The sequence below is a fragment of the Streptomyces sp. NRRL S-87 genome (genome assembly GCF_000719335.1).
In the GTDB taxonomy this organism is placed as follows: Bacteria; Actinomycetota; Actinomycetes; order Streptomycetales; family Streptomycetaceae; genus Streptomyces.
The window spans coordinates 1-22341 of the sequence record NZ_JOGB01000022.1 but is presented as its reverse complement, the minus strand read 5'-3'; the positions used below and the strand labels follow the sequence as shown (position 1 = coordinate 22341).

At 71.8% G+C, this 22341-nt stretch carries 11 protein-coding genes and 2 riboswitches; of the genes, 5 read left to right on the top strand and 6 right to left on the bottom strand.

Annotated features, from left to right (window positions below):
• Nucleotides 1-19: 19 nt before the first annotated feature.
• A riboswitch (cobalamin riboswitch) is annotated at nt 20-218 on the bottom strand.
• 127 nt (nt 219-345) lie between these two features.
• Both IF43_RS0116260 and IF43_RS43490 read right to left on the bottom strand, forming a co-directional pair.
• Complete coding sequence (locus tag IF43_RS0116260; protein WP_030200423.1) at nt 346-888, bottom strand: hypothetical protein; 543 nt, start codon at nt 886-888, stop codon at nt 346-348.
• Nucleotides 889-1016: 128 nt separating this feature from the next.
• Entirely contained in the window at nt 1017-5480 is a 4464-nt protein-coding gene (locus IF43_RS43490) for a ricin-type beta-trefoil lectin domain protein (RefSeq protein WP_267884782.1), read from the bottom strand.
• 369 nt (nt 5481-5849) lie between these two features.
• Here IF43_RS43490 and IF43_RS0116250 point away from each other — a divergent pair, with 369 nt between their 5' ends.
• Nucleotides 5850-13952, top strand: a complete 8103-nt coding sequence (locus IF43_RS0116250; RefSeq protein ID WP_030200419.1) for a ricin-type beta-trefoil lectin domain protein — start codon at nt 5850-5852, stop codon at nt 13950-13952.
• Nucleotides 13934-14410 carry a hypothetical protein gene (locus IF43_RS0116245; RefSeq protein WP_030200416.1) on the top strand — a complete coding sequence of 159 codons (477 nt, stop codon included), beginning with the start codon at nt 13934-13936 and terminating at the stop codon, nt 14408-14410. Before IF43_RS0116250 ends, IF43_RS0116245 begins: the two co-directional genes overlap by 19 nt.
• Before the next feature lie 76 nt (nt 14411-14486).
• On the opposite strand, the gene IF43_RS0116240 is transcribed toward IF43_RS0116245, so the two are convergent.
• The 4 genes from IF43_RS0116240 to gcvT form a co-directional block, all read right to left on the bottom strand.
• Complete coding sequence (locus IF43_RS0116240) at nt 14487-15869, bottom strand: L-serine ammonia-lyase (RefSeq protein WP_030200413.1); 1383 nt, start codon at nt 15867-15869, stop codon at nt 14487-14489.
• A gap of 287 nt (nt 15870-16156) precedes the next feature.
• Nucleotides 16157-17413 carry a serine hydroxymethyltransferase gene (gene glyA, locus IF43_RS0116235; protein WP_030200411.1) on the bottom strand — a complete coding sequence of 419 codons (1257 nt, stop codon included), beginning with the start codon at nt 17411-17413 and terminating at the stop codon, nt 16157-16159.
• Between the two features lie 22 nt (nt 17414-17435).
• Nucleotides 17436-17813, bottom strand: a complete 378-nt coding sequence (gcvH, locus tag IF43_RS0116230; protein ID WP_030200410.1) for a glycine cleavage system protein GcvH — start codon at nt 17811-17813, stop codon at nt 17436-17438.
• A 91-nt stretch (nt 17814-17904) separates the two neighbouring features.
• Nucleotides 17905-19020: a glycine cleavage system aminomethyltransferase GcvT gene (gene gcvT / locus IF43_RS0116225; protein WP_030200409.1), complete on the bottom strand. Its 1116-nt coding sequence runs from the start codon at nt 19018-19020 to the stop codon at nt 17905-17907.
• A gap of 210 nt (nt 19021-19230) precedes the next feature.
• Nucleotides 19231-19343: riboswitch (glycine riboswitch) on the bottom strand.
• 420 nt (nt 19344-19763) lie between these two features.
• Here gcvT and IF43_RS0116220 point away from each other — a divergent pair.
• From IF43_RS0116220 to IF43_RS0116210, 3 genes are all read left to right on the top strand, one after another.
• On the top strand, nt 19764-20366 hold the full coding sequence (locus tag IF43_RS0116220) for an AAA family ATPase (protein ID WP_234332205.1): 603 nt from the start codon (nt 19764-19766) through the stop codon (nt 20364-20366).
• A 249-nt stretch (nt 20367-20615) separates the two neighbouring features.
• Nucleotides 20616-21374 (top strand): enhanced serine sensitivity protein SseB, encoded by a 759-nt coding sequence (locus IF43_RS0116215; RefSeq protein WP_051795440.1) that lies wholly within the window; start codon nt 20616-20618, stop codon nt 21372-21374.
• A gap of 85 nt (nt 21375-21459) precedes the next feature.
• Nucleotides 21460-22200 carry an enhanced serine sensitivity protein SseB C-terminal domain-containing protein gene (locus IF43_RS0116210; protein WP_030200397.1) on the top strand — a complete coding sequence of 247 codons (741 nt, stop codon included), beginning with the start codon at nt 21460-21462 and terminating at the stop codon, nt 22198-22200.
• Nucleotides 22201-22341: the final 141 nt, after the last annotated feature.

Here is a 22341-nt window from a genome sequence, read left to right as displayed (position 1 = left end):
GACCTCTCCAGCACCTCGTGGATGGACGACGCACCCTGGTCGGTCTCCTGGCTCACGGGTGCTGATGCCCGGACCCCGCCTTCCCGGGCCGGCGCGGTGGTCAACCGCGGCAGCCCAGTGGCTTCCGCGAGGAGTGGAGCCGGACTTCCCGATCACAGTGGCGAGGGCCGCACCGGTTTCGCACCGGTTTCCCGTACACCAAGGCCCATTGACCCTAATCGCCCGAGTGCGGGAGGGACAACCCGCCCTCCACCCCGGCACGACCGCCACCGGAGGCGAGGGGGAACGCGAGGGGGCCGGGACGCGATCCGCGTCCCGGCCCCCGGCCCCGTGCCGCGAGCGCCGTCAGCAGACGTTCGCGTGCTGCACGTCGAGCACGAAGCGCTCGGGGTGGTGCAGCTTCTTGGTCGTGTACTTCGGATAGGTGTGGAAGGCGGTTCCGAAGGTGACCACACCCTCGAAGTCGCCGGTCAGGGCGATGCCCTTGAGCTTGGGCAGCGTGAGCCGCTTCAGCTTCGGGCCCTTGTAGACGTTGTGGCCGGCCGCGTCGTGGGCGGCGGCGGGCGTCAGCTTGATCTCCAGGAAGTACCGCCCGGGCAGCGGCACCCTCCGGCCCGAACCGTCGTAGCGCAGGACGGGGACCCGCTTGACGGAGGTGGTGGGCATCGTGCCCTGGATGTCGATGACGAGCCGGTCGTACGTGCAGTGCGCGCCGGTGCGGGCGTTGACCACCAGAGGGGTGGTGAAGCCCGGCGTGACGGAGGTCGGCTGCCCGGCGGCCCGGACCGGCGCCGCGGAGGCGGTGACGGGCACGGCGAGGCCGGCCCCGAGGGCGAGGGCGACGCCCGTGGCCGTGGCCACGAGACGGCGGTGGCGGATGTTCGGCATTGCGTCCCCCGGTTCTCCAGGTAGTGGGGACAGTGGTGTCACCCGGAAGGACGCCGCCCGGACCGGACCCGGTTGCACGGCGGCGGCCCGGTTCCCTGGGGGAACCGGGCCGCCGTCGGGTGTGCGGGTCAGTCGAGCTGGGTGATGCCCGGGAGCTCGGCGGTGGCCGCGGCGTTCGCCGCGGGCAGGGCCCGCTGGTAGAGGCGTACGTCGCTCACGGCGCCGTTGGCGTATTCGCCGTAGGCGGACTGGTACAGCCGACGGCCGATCTGCACGCCGCCGGTGGCGGTCCAGACGGTGCCGCCGAAGGACTTCTGGCCCGCGAGCTTGCCGTCCACGTAGATGTACAGCTGCTTCGCGTCCGCGTCGTACACGCCGGTGAGGTGGGTCCACTTGCCGGCCGCGGGCGTCACGCCGTACGAGTACGCGGCAGAGAAGGCCGTGCCTGCGGTGCCGTCGTTGTGCCGGCCGAAGGCCCAGGCCTTGGCGCCGGAGGAGTAGTACAGCTGGAACCCGTTGGCACTGCCCGCCCCGTCGGACTGGGACACGAACGTGGAGTTGCCCGTCGTCGAGCCGAGCTTGACCCACGCAGAGACGGTGAAGTCCGCGGAGGTGTTCAGCGCCGGCCCGGTCGTGGCCGCGTACCCGGTGGAGCCGGAGAGCAGGAGCACCTTGCCGCGGACGGCGTCCGTGCCCCAGGTGTACGCGCCGGTCAGGGACGCGGTCAGGGTGCCGGGGGAGTCGGCGGCGGTGGTGCCGGCGCCTTCGTCGAGCCGCCAGCCGTGGGTGGCGGTGTTGCCGACGGCACCGAGCGAGACGGGCGCGCCGAAGACAGCCGAGGTGCCCGTCGGTGCCTGGCCCGGGTACTCCAGGAGCTGGCCGGCGGCGTCGACCGCGTACAGCTCGGGGTTGCCGTCGGGGCCACCGGCCGCGCTGTTCAGGTCACCCGGGGACGTGACCGCCGGGTAGTCGGCCGCCGTAAGCACCGGGGTCAGCGGGGCAGGCGGGTTGGTGGTCCAGCCCGCCGCGGCGCCGACCGTCCAGCTCTGGTTCGGGTTGCCGGTGCAGGTGAAGATGAACAGCTGCGTGCCGGGGGCCTTGTTGCTGTTCGGGTCGTCCAGGCACTTGCCGGAGTTCGGGTTGACCAGGCTGCCCGCGGCGCCGAGGGTCCACTTCTGGGCCGCGGAGCCGTTGCAGGTCCACAGCTGCACGATGGTGCCGTTGTCCACCCCGGCGCCGTTGACGTCCAGGCAGCCGCCCATCGCGCGGATCGAGCCGTCGGACATCAGCGTCCAGCTCTGGGCCTTGGTCTGGTTGCAGGTCCAGATCTGGACCCGGGTGCCGTTGGCATACAGCGCGTGGTCGATGTCGAGGCAGAGTTTGCTGCCGTCGGTCGCGAGTACGCCGGAGGTGAGCGCGGTGTGCACCGGGGCGTGCAGCAGCACCGGGACGTCGCTGCCCGCGGTCAGGGTGATCGGGAAGGACATCACCGAGCCGGTCACGTCGTCCCGGGCCCAGAGCACGGAGGAGCCGCCGCTGACGCTGCCCTTGCCGGTGGCGTCCGTGGTGAGGGTGCCGCCGACGACGCCCGGGCCGAGGAGCGTGTAGCCGGACCAGTCGCCGTCACCGAGCAGCAGCGGGTGCTTGAAGTGGCCGCCGCCGTCGGCTTGGTAGATCCACAGCTTCTCGTCCTCGACGGTGATCACCGCCGGGTAGGAGGGGTTGCCGTAGACGTCGCCCGGCGTGATCAGCTGGTCGATGTTCCAGGTGGCGGCGTTGTAGCCGGCGGTGCGGCAGCGGGAGTCGTCGGCCACCTCGGTCGCCGGCTGGCACGGGTCCTTGGGGACCCAGTCGTACCGCCTGCCGGTGAACCCGCCGTACGTGGAGTACGGGTCCGGAGGACTGGGCCAGGAGGTGCCCGAGACCAGGTCGTTCTTGACGATGTAGAGCTGCTTGGTCGTCTTGTTGAAGGCGAAGAGGTCGTCCACGTCGGCGCCGTGCATGCTGCCGCGGTGGGCGATCAGGTAGTTGTTCCAGCCCGTGCCGTCCGGCGTGTGCTCGGCCTTGGCCACGGTGACCGGGCCGCCTGCCGGGGTGGTGGTCTCCTTGGTCGGGGGCTGTACCGGCGCCAGCGGCTGCGCGGCGTCGGTGTTGCCGGGCAGCATGACCAGGTCGCCGGTGCGGGTGGTGGCCAGCAGGTCGGGGATGCCGTCGCCGCCGATGTCACCCGGGGTGATCTTGGTAGCCGGGTTCCACGGCACGGTGTACGTGTAGCTCACCGGGGCCTGCGAGAGGTTGCCGGCGTTGTCCACGGCGGCCACGTACAGGGTGTGGACGCCCCACTGGGTCACCGGGACGGTGAGCTTCGCGGTGGCCACGCCGCTCGCGTCGGTGGACGCGGGATTGACCGAGGTGCCGACCTGGGCGGTGGGCTGGGCGTCGAGCCGCCAGACGAAGTGGTCGATGCCGCTGGACAGGCAGGGGCCCGGGGTGCAGGTGGCCGCCGGTGCGCGGTCGGCCGCCGAGACGTTGAAGTCCGTGGTACGGCCCGGAGCGGCGTACACGACCGGCTGGCCCGCACCGCCGCCGACCCGTGGGAAGGAGGCGTTGTCGGTGACGTCCGGGGTCTCCGGGGCGGTGAAGTCCGTCCGGAACCAGCAGTGGTCGGAGGTCGGCGAGGGCAGGTGGGCCGAGGAGTTGGTCTTCGCGTAGACGTCCCAGCCGTACTCGTGACCGTCCTTGAGCGTGACGCCGACCGGGACGACGGCGTCGGTGCCGGAGGCGACGTACGAGCTGGTCGGGCTGGAGATGGTGGTCGGGTTGCCGTTGGTGAGCTGGGTGCGGTCCAAGAAGTCGTAGAAGGCCTGCGCCAGTTCACCGGAGACGTTGGTGGTGAGCTTGGCGTGCAGCTGGAGGTTGCTGCCCGCGGCGCTGTACGTGGTCGCGCCGATCCAGCCGAGACCGCTGGTCACGCAGGCGCCGGAGGCGCCGAGCGCGGACGGGGTGGTGTACAGGTTCGACGGCTTGCTCGGCGGGATGTCGAAGGTCGTCGTCAGGTAGACCACCGTCGACACGCGCAGGTAGTTGTCGTTGCTGCTGGAGATCGACTCGTCACCGAAGAGCGCGACCGTCCAGGTGTCGATGCCGGCGTCGGCGATCTTCTGGGCCTGGTTGGTCACCGTGAAGCTGGCGGTGTGGTTGCTGCAGCTGCTGTTGGAGTTGGCGGCGCTGGGGATGGTGGTCCGCACGGCCGGGTGGGTGCTGTCGTTGGTGCCCGGCTGGTTGTTCCAGGTGGTGGAGGAGTTGATCGACCCGGTGGTGTGCAGCGTGATGGGCTGGTCCTTGGAGCAGTCCCAGCTGGCCGCGTAGGTCGAGTTGACCGTGATCAGCGCCTTGGAGATGACCATCTCGGGGGCGAGCCCGCTGGTGTTGATCCCGTAGAACGACCGCTCCAGGCCGCTGCCGCAGGCCCCGCCCCAGCGCTGGTATCCGACGCCCTCGCCGTTGGACTGCGGCTTGTTGTACTGCGGGCTGTTGGAGCACGTGGAGCTGGAGTAGACCTCGGTGTAGTTGCCGGAGGTGCTGGAGACCGGGTTGGTGTACGGGTCGATGTAGACCGGGTACACGGTGTCCGGGCCGGTCAGCACGGAGGTGTCCGGGCGCAGGGTCACGCTGGTCGACGTGGTGGTCATCGGGACCTGGTCGACCTGGGCGCCGGCGCCGGGGCCGTCCACCGAGGAGACCGGGGCCTCGGCGGCGGTGTCGGCCAGGGAGGTCACGCGGACGGCGGAGGCGGCCGCGGCGACCGGGGTGCTGCCGGCCGGGCCGGCGCCCGGGGCGCCGGCCTCGGGGGTGGCGGAGTCCCACATGACCGGGCGCGGGGAGACGTAGTCCAGCGTGCCGTCGGCGGTCTTGGCCTCCAGGCCGCCGGAGGGGGTCGCGGTGAGCTTCAGGCCGTCGGTGGCCGCGCTGAGCCTGAGCTCCTTGATCCGCGGGTCGGCCGCGGCGGCCTTGTCGTGGACGATCAGGACGTCGCTGAAGCCGCCCTGGTCGGTGACCGAGAGGGAGAGGTCGACCCCCGGGAGCACCGACCGGTACAGCGCGGTGTCGCCCGAGACCTGCGGCGCGGGCAGCGGGAAGGGCATCGTCAGCGCGAGGCGGCTGCCGTCCTCGTGGGTGAGGCGGACGGCCGGGCCGCTGCCGCCGCCGGAGAGGGCGACGGCGTGGGGGGTGGCCTTCGGGGACCAGGTGCCGTCCGCGTTGCGGCCGAGGGTGGCGTCCACCGGGACCCACGCGCCGTCCTTCTGCACGCGGACGGGCATGAGGGCGGTGGTGGAGGTGAAGGAGCCGTCGGGGTTGGCCTTGACCGTGGTGGTCTGGGTCGTCAGGTCGTCCACCGGCACGGTGTGGTGCTCGGCGAGGGCCTCCTGCTGCGCGAGGAACAGCGGACTCCCGGCCGCCGGCTCACGGTCCTGGGCGACGGCGGGCACAGCGGGTGTGACGAGGCTCACGGCGGTGAGCGCGGTCAGGAGCGCGCGGGACAGCGCCAGGGATCTGGAACGTCTCGTACCGCGATCGGTAGTGCAAAGCATGCGTCAAGTTCCTCGCAAGATCGTATGAGGTGGAATCAAGGATTCCCCCATGCATCGCCGGCGACGTCGCGGCGGTGCGGCAAAGCGGTCCCCGTGCTTTGTCGGATTCGCTGGTTGTTTGTCCCGCGTAAAGGCGGACAACTTTCCCTACGGAATGGCTTATTCCGTTCGAACTAGGAGACGAGTCACCGTATTGATCCAACCCCCCGCGCATCAATAGCCTCCGGCGGTCACACGCGTCGTGTGACGTGAACTGCGGTGGTACGGCGCATGCCGCCACCGATGGCAGGGGGATGGCACGTGGCACCACGGCCTCGCTGGTTTGCGAGCAAGAGAGTTCGAATATGGGGCGGCGGAAGCCTGCTGGGGGTGGCCTTTCTGGCCACCCTCGCGCTGCTTCTGCCGCTGGCCTTCACTCAGGGCCTCGACCTCGGCCTGCTGGGCGCGGGTAAGGACGACTGGGAGGGCCGGAACGGCCAAGCGGGGGACTACCACTTCCACGGCGAGGTCTGGAACCCGAAGAAGGTCTCCGAGGCCACCGGGGTCGGCGGGCACGAGCTCGCCGCCCGCCAGACCGGCCCCAAGCAGGGCCACCCGGCCGGCTACCGGCCGGTCAAGCGGTACCAGCCCGGCCGCCAGTCCTGGCCGAAGGCCGGCTCGGCGACGGTCAAGCTGACGGCCGGCACGCGCACCGCCGAGGGCGGTGCGAAGAAGCCGGTCAAGGCGGGCACCCTGCCCGTGTGGGTCGCCCCGGCGAAGCCGGCGACCGCCGCCAAGGGCGGCGCGACCCCGAAGGGCGCCGCGACCGCCCCGGACGCCGTCCGCGTCAAGGTCGGCTCCCACGCCCAGGCCCTCAAGGCCGGCGCCAACGGCATGCTGGTCTCCCTGACCCCGGCCGCCCCGGCTGCCGGCACGGGCAAGGTCCAGGTCGTCATCGACTACGGCTCGCTCGCCAAGGCGTACGGCGGCGGCTACGGCTCCCGCCTGCGGCTCGTACAGCTGCCGGACTGCGCGCTGACGACCCCCCAGCTGGCGAAGTGCCGCACCCAGACCGAGATCCCCTTCACCAACCGCGCCACCGCCGACCAGCTGACCGCCACGGTCACGCTCGGCACCCCGGCGGCGCCCGCGTCCCCCAAGGGCACGAAGGGCGCCAAGCCGGCGGCCTCCGCGATGGCGGCTCAGACGGCCCAGTCGGCCGAGGCGGCCACCTCCGGCGCCACCCTCGGCGTGACCTCCGGCAGCGGCGGCTCCCAGGGCGACTACGCGGCCACCTCCCTGAACCCCTCCGGTTCCTGGCAGGCCTCGGGCACGGGCTCGTTCACGTACGCGTACCCGATCGACGTCCCCGCGGGCCTCGGCGGGAACGCCCCGAGCGTCGGCCTCTCGTACGACTCCCAGGCGGTCGACGGCGAGACCTCGGCCCGCAACTCCCAGTCGACCTGGATCGGCGACGGCTGGAGCTACGACCCGGGCTTCGTCGAGCGTACGTACCGCGGCTGCGGGAGCCTCCGCGACGGCAACGGCAACAAGATCCTCAAGGGGTCCGCCGACAACTGCTGGACGGGCGCCAACGCCCAGATCTCCTTCGGCCCGCACTCCGGCGTCCTGATCCCGGACACCAAGGACGCGAGTGTCCCCGGCCTGCTGCGCCAGTGGAAGCTGGGCGGCGATGACGGCACGATCGTCCAGGAGCTCTCGGGGGCCCAGAACGGCCTCGAGGACGGCACCTACTTCCGCGTCCTGATGACCGACGGCTCGGCCGCCTACTTCGGTTCGAACCACGCCCCCGCGGGCGTCGGCACCGCCGCCGTCCCGCAGTCGGGGACGCCGACCGACAACAGCACCGACTCCGCCTGGGGCCAGCCGGTCCTCCACCCCCAGTCGGGCGACCCCTGCTACGACTCGGCCAAGGGCAAGGCCTCCCGCTGCGCCAAGCCCGAAGGCTGGCGCTGGAACCTCGACTTCGTCGTCTCGCCGGGCGGCCTGGTCCAGCGGTACGACTACACGTCGGCGACCAACTGGTACAGCCTCGGCGGCGGCCAGGCGCCCGACGGTGACTTCGGCACCCTGACCTCGTACACCCGCGGCGGCACCCTCGACTCCATCTCGTACGGCTACACGCTGACCGACGCGCTGGCCGAGCGCACGCCGTCGGCGCAGGTGGTCTTCACCACCAAGCAGCGCTGCCAGACCGACGCGACGTTCACGGACTGCTCGGCCGGCAACCTGAAGGACTCGACCTCGCCGCACTGGCCGGACACCCCGTGGGACCAGCACTGCGACTCCACGGACAAGACGGTGATCCCCGAGGGGTCCACCACCGTCCCCACGGACGTCTGCGTCATCGCCGGTCCGACCTTCTGGTCGACCACCCGCCTCGACTCCATCACCACCAAGGTGCACGTCAAGGACGCGACCACCGACAGGCTGGTGGACGTCGACTCCTACCAGCTCGGCCACGTCTTCTCCGATGCCGGCGGCTCGGTCGACCCGGTCACCGGCACCTCGGTGGACCCGGCGCACTCCGGCTTCCTCCAGGCCGTGATGTGGCTGCAGACCATCCAGCACACCGGCAAGGACACGTACGGCAACGGCAACAGTGACATCACCCTGAACAAGGTGGCGTTCACGGGCACCGAGATCGACAACCGCGTCAACGACGTCGAGCCGTCCGCCCCGCCGCTGTACCACCCGCGCATCTCGACGATCCAGACGGAGACCGGCGGCTCCATCGCCGTCGACTACAACCTGGACCCCTGCGCGGGCAAGACGCTGAGCTTCGCGACCGCGGACTCCAACACCAACTCCTGCTACCCGGTGGCCTGGACGGTGCCGGGCGCCTCGAAGCCCATCGAGGACTGGTTCAACAAGATCACGGTCCGCCAGGTCACCACCTCCGACCTGACGGTCGCCGGCACGTACAAGCCGGACGGCAGCGCGGCCCCGGCCGGCTCCGCCGCGCACGTCGCCACGTACAGCTACGCGGGCGCCGCCTGGCACCGCGACGACTCGGCGTACACGGACGACCAGTACCGCACCTGGAACCAGTTCCGCGGCTTCCGCACGGTGACCGTCCAGACCGGCCAGGCCCCCGAGCCCGTCACGCAGGCGGTCTCCACGTACCTCCAGGGCATGGACGGCGACTACAAGGCCGACGGCACCCGCCGCTCGGTCACGGTGGACGCGAAGGCCGGCGGTCAGGTCGTCCAGACGGTCACCGATGCCGACCAGCTGGCCGGCACCGAGCTGCAGAAGGACGTCTACTCCGCGGCCGGCGGCTCGATCGTCTCCACCAGTGTCAGCGGCCCCTTCACGGCCACCGACACCGCGACCCTTTCCCGGACCGCGTGGAGCGGTTGGGAGCAGACGGACCACCCGGGCGAGACCAAGCCGGCCCTGTCCACCCTGCCTCCGCTCGTCGCCCGGCGGATGCAGAGCGCGCAGCGCCACGACTACGCCAAGCTCGCCGACGGCACCTGGCGCCACACGCAGACGGACACGACGTACGACGCCCAGGGCCGGGTCGCCAGCACGGACGCGCACGGCGACGTGGGCGACCCGAGCCAGGAGAAGTGCTCGACCACCACGTACGCGAGCCCGCCGGCCGAGAACCCGCGGATGCTCTCGTACCCGGTCCGGGTCACCGCGGTCACCGGGCCCTGCGGTGTGCCCGTCACTTCCGCCAACCTGCTGTCCGACCGGAAGATCTACTACAACGGCGACGGCACCCTCACCGGCCTCGGCGCCTTCGGGCAGGTCTCGGCGGACGCCGGCGTGACCGGCATGCAGATGGCCACCGGCTACACCGGCACCACCGAGAACTGGCAGACCACCGCTGCCATGAAGTACGACGGCATCGGCCGCATCACCGACGCGCTCGACGCCACCGGGCAGAACACCCACACCGACTTCACCCCGGCGTGGAGCAGCGCGGGCAACAACACCGTCCCGACCACGGTCAAGACCACCAACAGCAAGAACTGGACGGTCACCTCCACCCACTCCCCGCTGCGCGGGCTGGAGATCCAGAGCGTCGACGCCAACGGCCGCAAGACCGAGGTCACCTACGACGCCCTCGGCCGCCGCACCGCCGTCTGGCTGCCCGGCCGGGACCGGAGCGCCGGCAAGAGCGCCGACCGCACCTTCGCGTACTCGGTGAACCCGGGCGCGGTCGCCGCCCCCGGCGACACGATCACCCAGCCCGGCGCGCCGACCTCGGTCACCACCAGGACGCTGCGCGAGGACGGCACGTACTCCGTCGGCATCGACATCTACGACGGCCTGCTCCAGCCCCGGCAGAAGCAGACCATGCCGCAGGGCGACAGCGACACCGGCCGGCTCATCGCCGACACGTTCTACGACTCGCACGGCTGGCCGGTCACCTCGTACGCCCCGTACTACGAGCCCACCGCCGGGCCCTCCGGCACGCTCTTCGCCGCCAACGAGAACCAGATCCCGTCCGAGAACACCACGACGTACGACGGCCAGGGCCGGCCGACCAGGTCGACCCTGTGGCACCAGGCGGTCGAGCAGTGGCACACCTCCACCAGCTACCCCGGCGCCGACGAGACCGACACCACCCCCTCCGCGGGCGGCCGGTCCACCGCCGTCTTCACCAACGCGCTGGGGCAGACCGTCCGCAGCGTCGTGAAGAACACCGGCGGCACGGTGATGGTCCGGGGCAATGACGTCATCCCCTCGGGCACGTCGCTGACCTCCAACACCGTGCGCCTGACCATGCAGGCCGACGGCAACCTGGTCCTGACCGCGCTGGCCACCGGCAAGCAGATCTGGGCGAGCGGTACCGCCGGCAACCCGGGCGCCTACGCCAAGTACGGCACCGACGGCAACCTCGTCATCTACACCACGTCCGGCGTCTCGAAGTGGACGACGGGTCTCGCGGCCTCGACCGGCTCCACCTTCCGGGTCCGGGCCGACTCCACCGTGGTGGTGGTCGCGGCCGACAACAGCACGGTGCTGTGGAAGCAGGGCACCGCCGGCGCCGTCCCGGTGGCGAACGCGACCACCAGCTACACCTACACCCCGGGCGGCCAGGTCGCCTCCGTCAAGGACAACGCGGGCAACACCTGGTCCAACACGTACAACTTCCTGGGCCAGAAGCTCACCCAGTCCGCCCCCAACAGCGGTACCGGCACCTTCGACAAGTACGACCTCGCCGGCAACCTGCTCCAGGCCACCGACGCGCGCGGCCAGACCGTCTCCTTCACCTACGACTGGAACAACCGGCGCACCGGTGCGTACTCCGGTCCGTGGCAGGCGACCCCGGACCCCAGCAAGCTCCAGGCCGCGTGGGTGTACGACACCCTGGCCAAGGGCTACCCGACCTCCTCGACCCGCTATGTGGGCGGTGCGTCCGGCAAGGCGTACACCAAGGCGGCCACCGGCTATAACACGGCCTACCAGGCGCTCGGCAGCACGGTCACCATCCCGGCGTCCGAGGGCTTCGCGGCGGCCGGCCAGTCCGCGGCCCCCGCGAGCGGCACCGTCACCTACACGATGGCCGCCGACTTCACCCCGACGCTGGGCCTGCTGTCCACGACGCACTACCAGGCCGACGGCAACCTGCCGGCCGAGGACGTGGACTACGGCTACACCCAGCAGGGCAACCTGGACACCTTCGGCGGATACATCAGCGCGGCCAACACCCCGGCCTACCTGTCCAACACCGTCCACGACGCCTTCGGGCGGGTCCAGCAGACGAACTACGGTGCCGCCGGCAAGCAACTGGCCACCTTCTCCCAGTACGACGCCACCACCGGCCGCACCATCCAGAACAGCAGCATGGTGCAGACGTCCGCGACCGCGCTGGACGTCGTCAACTACCGCTACAACCAGGCCGGCGAGATCACCGCGATCGACGACCTGCAGAACAACACCACGCACGACACCCAGTGCTTCAGCTACGACTCCTTCCAGCGCCTGACGGCGGCCTGGACGGACACCGCGGGCATCACCTCGCCCACGGCGGCACCGGTCGGCGGGGTCGGCGGCTGCACCACCGCGAAGGTGCAGACCACCAGCTCGGGCCAGATCAAGACCACCACGGTCGGCGGCCCGGCCGCCTACTGGCAGACGTACTCCTACGACCTGCTCGGTGACCGCACCGGCATGGTCGACCACGACCCGTCCGGCAACGCGCTGGCCGACACCAGCCAGTCCATCGCCTTCACCGGGGCCGACGGCACCGTGGCGGCCACCCTGCCCAACCAGGCGGGCGCCACCGCCAACAGCAACCCCGCCACCGGCACGGCCAACTGGACGAACGGCTACGCGGACCCGGCCTACGGGAACAAGAACGCCGGCAACACCGTCAGCCGGAAGGTCGCCACGACCGGCCCGCTGACCACCGGCTTCACCCTCTCCGGCGGCGGCAAGCTCTGCATCGAGACGGCGGGCGGCGCCGCCACCGCCGGCACCAAGGTCCAGGTCGGCACCTGCTCGGGCACCAGCACCGCGCAGAAGTGGACCGTCGGCACCGACGGCACCGTCAAGGTGCTCGGCATGTGCCTGGACACGGTCGCCAACGCGACCGCCGCGGGCACGCTCGTGGTGATCGACACCTGCAACGCGGACGCCACCCAGAAGTGGAAGGCGACCACCACCGGCACCCTGGTCAACGAGGCCAACAGCGCGGTCTGCCTGACCGATCCGGCCGCCAGCGCCACCGCCGGCACCCAGCTCAAGCTCGCCACTTGCGGCAGCGCGGGCCAGGTGTGGACGACGGCCGCCACCGGCGCCGTCCCGGCCGGCCAGACCCAGACCCTGACGTACGACGTCGAGGGCCGCACGGCCGGCGTCACCACGGGCACCGGTACCACCAGCACCACCAGCAAGTACCTGTACGACGCCGACGGCCAGCTGCTCATCCAGACCGGCGCCGCCGGCGGCACCGACAAGACCCGCATCCTGTACCTGTTCGGCGGCGCCGAGCAGATCACGCTGAACATCGCGGCGAAGACCTGGACCGGCCTGCGCCACTACAAGGGCCCGGACGGGACCGACGTCACCCGCAGCAGCTCGGGCAGCGTCACCTACCAGATCGCCAACGCCCAGGGCACGTCCACGACCGCCGTCGACGCGGGCAGCCTGCTCGCGACCCGGCGCTCGTACGACCCGTACGGCAACGCGCGCGGTCCGAAGCCCACGTCGTGGGTCTCCCCGGACGAGAACCGCGGATTCGTCGGCCAGCCGCTGGACACCTCCAGCGGTCTGAACCTGCTCGGCCTCCGCAACTACGACGCCACCAGCGGCCGCTTCCTCGCTCCCGACCCGGTCTTCGAGGCCGGCGACCCGAACCAGATGGGCGGGTACAGCTACGCGGCCGACAACCCGACCAGCACCAGTGACCCCAGTGGCGCCTGCCCCAAGGACCTCTGCGACGGCTACGGCCAGAACCCCGGCCATCCCCCGTCGTCGACCACGACCACGACCGTCACGACGACCACCACGACCTCCTCGGGAGGCAGCGGAAACGACGACGAAGACGAATGCGACGGCTTCTGGGGCTGCGCGGGCCACTACCTGAAGAAGGCCGCGCCGATCATCGAGAAGGTCGTCATCGTCGTGGTCGTCGTCGTGGTCGTGGCGGTGGTCGTCACGGGCTGCGCCGGCGCACCGGTGCTCGCACCGGGCTGCGTGCTCGCCCTCGGCGAGGCCGCGGGCATCGTGACGGGCGCCGTCGGCGGTGACTGCGCGGCCATGGGCTGCGGAGCGGCTGGCGGCTTCCATCCGTCCATGGAGGGCGAGGGAGCAGCAGCAAGCGGCGCGGCGAAGGCCTCGGGCGAGGCCGCGGCCTCCGCCCCCAAGGGCGCGGCCTCGGCCGGCGGCGCGGCGAAGGCCGCCGCCGAGGAGGCGGCCGGCGCCAATGCGGCCGCCCCGAAGAAGGCGAGCACCCCGCAGGACGCCGCCGAGGCGTCCTCCTCCTCGAAGGCCGCGCCGGACGCCCCGGAGACCGGAGCGCCCGCGGCCGCCGCCGCCAACCCGCAGCGCGGTTCGCACGGCTACCGCTACGGCAACGCCACGCACGGCACCAAGGGCGAGCGTACGGGCGAGATGCCCGAGGTGCAGGTGCAGAAGGCCGAGCCCGGGTGGACGGTCGAGCAGCGGCTCGGCGACGCCGCCGCCCTCCGCAACGACATGCAGGCCGCCTCGACCGGCAAGGCCAAGACGGCCACCTGGACCGGGGCGGTCCACCTGGACACCGGCGAGATCGCGGCGACCTGCTCCGGGCACGGAAGCTGCGCGGAGATCAACCTCCTGGAGGTCACCAACTGGGACCCGAACCGCATCCTCTTCACCCGGGCGTTCCGGGTCGAGAACCTGAGGGACAACCCCGGCAAGCACTGGCAGGAGAAGGCGATCTGCGACGTGTGCGACGCGACGCTTCCCCGAGGTAGTTTCCTGGAGACAGCACTGACGAAGGAGCGCCCGTGGCCACCCCGTGGATGATCGAGCTGAAGCGCGTCGACTGGGACGCGTACGACTGCTACTGCGGCGGCCGCGGTCACGTCGGGGACTACCTCGCCCAGCTCATCCAGGCCCGGTCGGAGGCCGAGATGGCCGGAGCGTCGCTGGAAGGCCACGTCGAGGACGAGGCGGGGCTCGCCCCCGTCGCCGCGCCCGCCGTGGGGGTCATCATGGCCGCCTTCCAGGAGGACCTGGCGCCCGTCGTACGGCAGGACCTGATGCTGACCCTGTGGAGGGTCGTCCTCGGCGCTTCGGAGGAACCCCTGGCGGACGAGGTCTATCCGAAGGTCCGCGACGGTATCTGGGCGCTCTACAAGGAGGCGGCCCAGGGCGACACCGAGTCGGCCCTGGAGATCCTGGAGTACGTGGAGCGCGACACCGGGCGCTTCGCGGCCTTCAAGAAGGCCCTGCAGTCCCGACTGGACAAGCGCGCACGCTGACCGGCCGTTCATGACGAAGGGGCGGTGACCGGAGAGATCCGGTCACCGCCCCTTCGGCGTACGTGCGGTCAGGCGGTCAGCACTCGATGACGTTGACCGCGAGGCCGCCGCGGGCGGTCTCCTTGTACTTGATCTTCATGTCGGCGCCGGTCTCCTTCATGGTCTTGATGACCTTGTCCAGGGAGACCTTGTGGCTGCCGTCGCCGCGCATGGCCATGCGGGCCGCCGTGACGGCCTTGACCGCCGCCATGCCGTTGCGCTCGATGCAGGGGATCTGGACCAGCCCGCCGACCGGGTCGCAGGTCAGGCCGAGGTTGTGCTCCATGCCGATCTCGGCCGCGTTCTCCACCTGCTCCGGGGTGCCGCCCAAGACCTCGGCCAGCGCGCCGGCCGCCATCGAGCAGGCCGAGCCGACCTCGCCCTGGCAGCCGACCTCGGCGCCGGAGATGGAGGCGTTCTCCTTGAACAGCATGCCGATCGCGCCGGCCGCGAGGAGGAAGCGGACCACGCCGTCCTCGTCCGCGCCCGGGACGAAGTTCACGTAGTAGTGCAGGACCGCGGGCAGGACGCCGGCGGCGCCGTTCGTCGGGGCGGTCACGACCCGGCCGCCCGCCGCGTTCTCCTCGTTGACCGCCATCGCGTAGATCGTGGTCCACTCGCTGCGGTGCAGCAGCGGGTCGCCCTCGGTGCGCAGCTGGCGCGCGGTGGCCGCGGCCCGGCGCTTGACGCGCAGGCCGCCCGGCAGGATGCCTTCGCGGGACATGCCGCGGGCCACGCAGGCCTGCATGACGCGCCAGATCTCCAGCAGGCCCTCGCGGATCTCCTCCTCGGTCCGCCAGGCCTTCTCGTTCTCCAGCATCAGGGAGGAGATCGACAGGCCGGTCTCGCGGGTCAGGCGGAGCATCTCGTCACCGCTGCGGAAGGGGTACTTCAGCACGGTGTCGTCGAGCTTGATCCGGTCCTCGCCGACCGCGTCCTCGTCCACGACGAAGCCGCCGCCGACGGAGTAGTAGGTCTTCTCCAGGAGCGGCGCACCCGCCTCGTCGTACGCGAAGAGGGTCATGCCGTTGGCGTGGTACGGCAGCGAGCGGCGGCGGTGCAGGATCAGCTGGTTCGGCTCGTCGAAGGCGATCTCGTGCACGTCACCTATCTCCGCGCCCAGCAGGCGCAGCCGGCCGGTCCGGCGGATCCGCTCGACCTCGTCGTCCGCCTTCTCGACGTCGACCGTGCGCGGCGAGTAGCCCTCCAGGCCCAGGAGCACGGCCTTCGGCGTGCCGTGGCCGTGGCCGGTGGCGCCGAGGGAGCCGAAGAGCTCGGCGCGCACGGACGCGGTCTGCGCGAGGACGCCGTCCTTCTTCAGGCGGTTCACGAACATCCGGGCCGCCCGCATCGGGCCGACCGTGTGGGAGGAGGACGGACCGATGCCGATGGAGAAGAGGTCGAACACGGAGATGGCCACGGGTCGGACTCCTTTGTCTGCTCGTGGAGGGGCAGGAGATGGGGATGTGTGCGGATTTTGTCCGACAGACGAGCCTAACCCGCCGAGGTGAACGTCTCGGCCGCCGGAACGGTCGCGGACGGGGCCGTCAGGCGTCGGGTGTGGTGCAGCTCACGCCGCCCGGCGGGACCTGCGGGGGGCGGTCACCGGAGAGGGGCTCGCCGGTCACCGTCCGTAGGGCCCCCGCGGTCATGAGAAGGGCCCGGCCGTGTGGGTCACGGCGGGGCCCGACTCGTCCACCGGTCTGCTTACAGCGAGGGGTACAGCGGGTGCTTCGCGGCCAGGGCCGAGACCCGGGCCTTGAGGGCGTCCCCGTCGAACTCCGGCTTCAGCGCCTCGGCGATGATGTCGGCGACCTCGGAGAAGTCCTCGGCCTGGAAGCCGCGGGTGGCCAGGGCCGGCGTACCGATGCGCAGGCCCGAGGTGACCATCGGCGGGCGCGGGTCGTTCGGGATCGCGTTCCGGTTGACCGTGATGCCGATCTCGTGGAGGCGGTCCTCGGCCTGCTGGCCGTCGAGCTCCGAGTTGCGCAGGTCGACGAGGACCAGGTGCACGTCGGTGCCGCCGGTGAGCACGTCGACGCCCACCTTCTTGACGTCGTCCTGCACCAGGCGTTCGGCGATGATCTTCGCGCCGGTCAGGGTGCGCTCCTGGCGCTCCTTGAACTCGGGCGAGGCGGCGACCTTGAAGGACACGGCCTTCGCCGCGATCACGTGCTCCAGCGGACCACCCTGCTGGCCCGGGAAGACCGCGGAGTTGATCTTCTTGGCCAGCTCCTGCGTCGACAGGATCACGCCACCGCGCGGACCGCCGAGGGTCTTGTGCGTGGTGGTGGTGACGACATGGGCGTGCGGCACCGGGTTCGGGTGCAGACCCGCGGCGACCAGGCCCGCGAAGTGGGCCATGTCGACCATCAGGTACGCGCCGACCTCGTCCGCGATCCGGCGGAACGCGGCGAAGTCCAGCTGGCGCGGGTACGCCGACCAGCCGGCCACGATCAGCTGCGGCTTCGACTCCTTGGCCAGGCGCTCGACCTCGGCCATGTCGACCTGGCCGTCCTCGCCGACGTGGTACGGGACCACGTTGTAGAGCTTGCCGGAGAAGTTGATCTTCATGCCGTGGGTCAGGTGACCACCGTGGGCCAGGTTCAGGCCCATGATCGTGTCGCCCGGCTTGAGCAGCGCGAACATCGCGGCGGCGTTGGCCTGCGCGCCGGAGTGCGGCTGCACGTTCGCGGCCTCGGCACCGAACAGCGCCTTGATGCGGTCGATCGCGATCTGCTCGACCACGTCGACGTGCTCGCAGCCGCCGTAGTAGCGGCGGCCCGGGTAGCCCTCGGCGTACTTGTTGGTGAGGACGGAGCCCTGGGCCTCCATGACCGCGACCGGAGCGAAGTTCTCCGAGGCGATCATCTCGAGGGTGGACTGCTGGCGGTGGAGCTCGGCGTCGACGGCGGCGGCGACGTCCGGGTCCAGCTCGTGGAGCGGGGTGTTCAGAAGCGACATCGTGGATCCCTCGCGTGTGGGGTCAGCCGGCGTTGAAGGCGGTGTACTCGTCGGCGGAGAGCAGGTCGGCGGGCTCCTCGGCGACGCGGACCTTGAACAGCCAGCCGCCCTCGAACGGGGCGGTGTTGACCAGGGCCGGGTCGTCCACGACGTCCTGGTTGGCCTCGACGACCTCACCGGTGACGGGGGAGTACAGGTCGCTCACGGACTTGGTCGACTCGAGCTCGCCGCAGGTCTCGCCCGCGGTGACCGTGTCGCCGACCTCGGGGAGCTGGGCGTAGACGACGTCACCGAGCGCGTTGGCCGCGAACTCCGTGATGCCGACCGTCGCGACGCCGTCCACGGCGGCCGACAGCCACTCGTGCTCCTTGCTGTAACGCAGCTGCTGGGGGTTGCTCATGACCTGATTCTCCTGGATGCGGGGTACTGCTGATGAACGGATGTCTTGGAGTCTGAGACGAGTGGTGACGGGGTTCCCGGGGCGGGAACCGTCACTTCTGCCGCTTGTAGAACGGCAGCGCCACGACCTCGTACGCCTCATGCGTACCGCGAATGTCCACGCCGACGCCGGAGGTGCCGGGCTCCGCGTGCGCCGCGTCGACGTACGCCATCGCGATCGGCTTGCCCAGCGTCGGGGACGGGGCGCCCGAGGTGACCTCGCCGACGACCTCGCCGGCGGCGACGACCGGGAAGCCGGCGCGCGGGACGCGGCGGCCCTCGGCGATCAGGCCGACCAGCTTGCGCGGCGGGTTGGTGGCGGCGCGCTCGGCGGCGGCCTCGAGGGCGGCGCGGCCCACGAAGTCGCCCTCCTTCTCGAACTTCACGACCCGGCCGAGGCCCGCGTCGAAGGGGGTCAGCGACGTCGTCAGCTCGTGCCCGTACAGCGGCATGCCCGCCTCCAGGCGCAGCGTGTCGCGGCAGGACAGGCCGGCCGGCACCAGGCCCGCGGCCTCGCCGGCCTTGCTCAGGGCCTCCCACAGCTCGACGGCGTGCTCGGGCTTCACGAAGAGCTCGAAGCCGTCCTCGCCGGTGTAGCCGGTGCGGGCGATCAGGGCCGGGACGCCGGCGACGGTGCCGGGCAGGCCCGCGTAGTACTTCAGGTTGTCCAGATCGGCGTCCGTCAGGGACTTCACGATGCCGGGGGAGGCCGGGCCCTGCACGGCGATCAGCGCGTACGCGTCGCGGTCGTCGCGGACCTCGGCGTCGAAGCCGGCGGCGCGCTCGGTGAGGGCGTCGAGGACGACCTGGGCGTTGGAGGCGTTGGCGACGACCATGTACTCCGTCTCGCCGAGGCGGTAGACGATCAGGTCGTCGAGGATGCCGCCGTCCTCCTGGCAGATCATCGTGTAGCGGGCGCGGCCGACGCCGACGGTGGAGATGTTGCCGACCAGGGCGTAGTCGAGGACCTTCACGGCCTCCGGGCCGAGGACGGTGATCTCGCCCATGTGGGAGAGGTCGAACAGGCCGGCCTTGGTGCGCACTGCGTTGTGCTCGTCGCGCTCGCTGGCGTACCGCAGCGGCATGTCCCAGCCCGCGAAGTCGGTCATCGTGGCACCGAGGGAGCGGTGCACGGCGTCGAGGGCGGTCAGACGGGGGGTGTTCGTCATAGGGGTGGCTCCCAGGGCAGGCCCGCGTGAGTGACTGAAGGACGATCCTCCAGCAGCTGAAGGACATTCCTCCCCATCTGTCATCGGAACCTGAGAGGTTCGTCACGACCGCACGCGCGTACGAACGGCTACGCGCCGGGTTGCGGAGGTGACTTGCACCTTGGGTGGAGCCGGCGGTGGTGGACCGTCGTGCCCGCTTTTCAGATGTGCCTCGCCCGCGCGGTAACTGGGCCTGAGAGATTCAAGGGAGGGTCTTGCTCCTTCGGCGTCCGGTACGCCGCCCTCGACCGAGGACGTGCCCGGAACTCTCCCGCGCGGATTCAAGCGGCCGGTATGCAGTTTGCGCGCACATCATTGCACGCGTTTGCGACGAACGGGGGGTCGGGCCCGAAAGCGGTCGGAGGGCGGGGCGAAACGACCGGGGATACCGGAACCGCGGAGGCGGGCATTACCGTCTCTTTACACTCGACGGGCATGTGACCTGCGTGACCCGACTGGGGGAGGCGAGCACTGTGCGGATCTTCGGAGCGGTGACTGGAACCGCGGGGCCGGCACCGACCGGGGCCGGCGGCCTGCCCGTCCCCGTGCCCCTGGGGGGTGCCCAGGACCTCGTGCCCGGCGCGGGCGCGGTCCCCACCCAGCCGCGCCGCCGGCGCCGCGGGGCACCGGGCGGGCCGGGGGCCCCGGACGCGCGGCCGGCCCACCTGCGGCTCGCCGCCACCGTCCGGGAGGCGGACCCCGCCCTGCGGCAGGGCGCCCCGCGGGTGACGGACCTGCGGGGGCGGGGCGACGGGTCGCCCGTCCCGGAGCGGCTGGAGTTCGCGGCCGGGGACCTGGTGGTGGTCTCCGGGCTCCCCGGCGGCGGCAAGTCCACCCTGATCAAGAGGACCGCGGCCGGCCGGGTCGTCGACTCGCAGGACGTCCGGGAGCGCTGGCAGCGCCGGATGCCCACCCGGCTGCCGTACGCGGGCTACCGTCCGCTGGTCCGCATCGCGCACTACGCGGGGCTGTGGCGGATGCTGCGCTCCGGCGAGAGCGTGGTCGTCCACGACTGCGGATCGCAGCCGTGGGTGCGCCGGGGCCTGGCGCGGGCCGCCCGGCGCCGCGGCCGCTCCCTGCACCTGGTCCTGCTCGACGCGAGCCCCGAGGAAGCGCTGTCCGGGCAGCTGGCACGCGGCCGGGGCGTGACGGGCTACGCCTTCACCCGGCACCGCCGCACGGTCGCCCGCCTCCTGTCCGCCGCGGAGCGGGGCACCCCACCGCCCGGCTGCGCCTCGGTCACCCTCCTGGACCGCCGCGCCGCCGCCCGCCTCACCTCCCTGTCCTTCACGGCGCCCACCCCATAGTCGAAGCCCGGCAACACCGGACAGCCCGGAGCCCTACCCCACCTCGCCGCCGAAGCTGCGGGCCCACGAATGCGCGAGAGTGCCGTCCCGTGGTGTGTGGGGGAGCCTCTTGAGGCGCCATGGCAGGCTGGTCCGCCCACATCCCCACCACACCACCCCCACCCCGGGGTGTGGCGTACGCGCCGTCGGGCCCCGGCGGTAGGGTCGGCGGCAGCGCACGCGCGGGGGAGAGGAACCGGCAGGGTGGACATGTACGGCACGCAGGGCTACAGGACCGCAGGTGACGGCTGGCCCGCGAACGAGCTCGAGGAGACCCTCGCCGCCTCCCTCGGCAACCCCGGCGCCGGCGGCCGCATCCTCGAGGTGCTCGGCCGCAGCCAGGTCTGGATCCCGCTCCCCGAGGGCGGCGGACCCGACAGCCAGGGCCTCGACCTGCCCACGCTGGAGCTCGACGGCGCCCCGTACGTCCCGGTGTACAGCTCGCAGGCGCAGTTCGCCCGCGGCGCCGGCGACCGGATGGCGTGCGCCGTCGCCCCGGCCGTCGAGTTCGCCCGTGGCCTGCCCCCGCAGCTCGGCATCGCGGTGAACCCCGACGCCGCGATCGGCGTGCCCCTGCCGCCCGCCGCGGTGGCCGAACTGTGCCGGTCCGGCCGCACCGCCCTCGACGGTCCCGCCACGGGCGGCCGGGTCCGGCTCTTCGAGCCGGACTGGCAGGAGGACCCGGTCGACTTCCTGACCGTCGCGGCGGAGGAGTTCCGGGCCACCGGCGTGGTCGCCTCGGCCCGCCGCTGCCTGGCCAGCATCGAGGGCGGCGAGCCGGTGATGTTCGTCGGCGTCCAGTTCCTGAACTGGGAACTCGCCGACAGCAACGCGCCCATGGAGGCCCTCGGACGGGCCCTGGCCCGGGTCGGTCCGCCCTGGCCGGTGAACCTGCTGCTGCTCGACGTGGCGCAGGACCCGGTCGGCGACTTCATGCTGCAGCGCGTGCGGCCGTTCTACGTGCCCTAGTCGGCCGTAAGCTGGTTTCATTTCCCGGCCGCACGCGCGCGGCCGGATGCGCGTGACGAACGGGCGGACGAAGAGGGGTATCCGGGTGAGTGCGTCAGGCACGGCCGCGGCGGGCCAGGTCGAGCACATGCTGCGCCAGGTGACGCCCGGGCGCTACGACAGCTACGAGACGCTGCTGCTGGCCCTCGCCGAGGGCCGGCTCTGGATGCTGCTCTGGCACGGGCAGCCCGGGTCTCCCGACGCGCAGTACGGCGCCATGGAGGTGGACGGCGTCCACTACGTGCCCTGCGTGACCTCCCCGGAGGAGCTCGCGGCCAGCGGGTGGAACCGCGCCTACGAGGTCGTGTCCGGCTGGGAGGTGGCCCGCACCCTCTATCCGGACCGATGGGGCATCTGGCTCAATCCGCACGCTCCGGGCGGTGGCCTCGGCATCCCGTGGGCCGACCTGCGCCGGATCGCGACGGGGCTGGACCGCATGCCGGCCGGACCGCTGCGGATCTCCGACCCCGCCATCGAGCTGCCGCAGTTCTACGCCCTGCTCACCCAGCACGCGCACCGCACCACCGCGGTCCGCTCGCTGCGCCGCGCCTGGGTGCAGCCCGCCCTCGGGACGCCGTACCTGGCCATCGGGCTGGAGCTGTACGACTCGTCGACCCCGGCCGTCGAGTCGGTGCGCGCGATGATGCGGCACGCGGTCCCGGCCGTACCGGACGGACTGCCCGTCTCGACGGTCGCGCTCGCCGACGAGCACGACCCGGTCGCGATGTGGTTGCGCGCCCAGGCGCGCCCGTTCTACGACCGCGAGGCGCACGCCCCGGCGTACTGACCGGCGCACCGGCACGAGTTCCGCGTACGGCCCCGCGCGCCCGCCCGCGCCCCCGGCCCGCCCGCGCCCCCGACCCGCACCCGTCCCCCGTCCCACTCCCCGACGCGCCCCCACCCCGCGCCCTCCTGCGCCCCCCGCCCC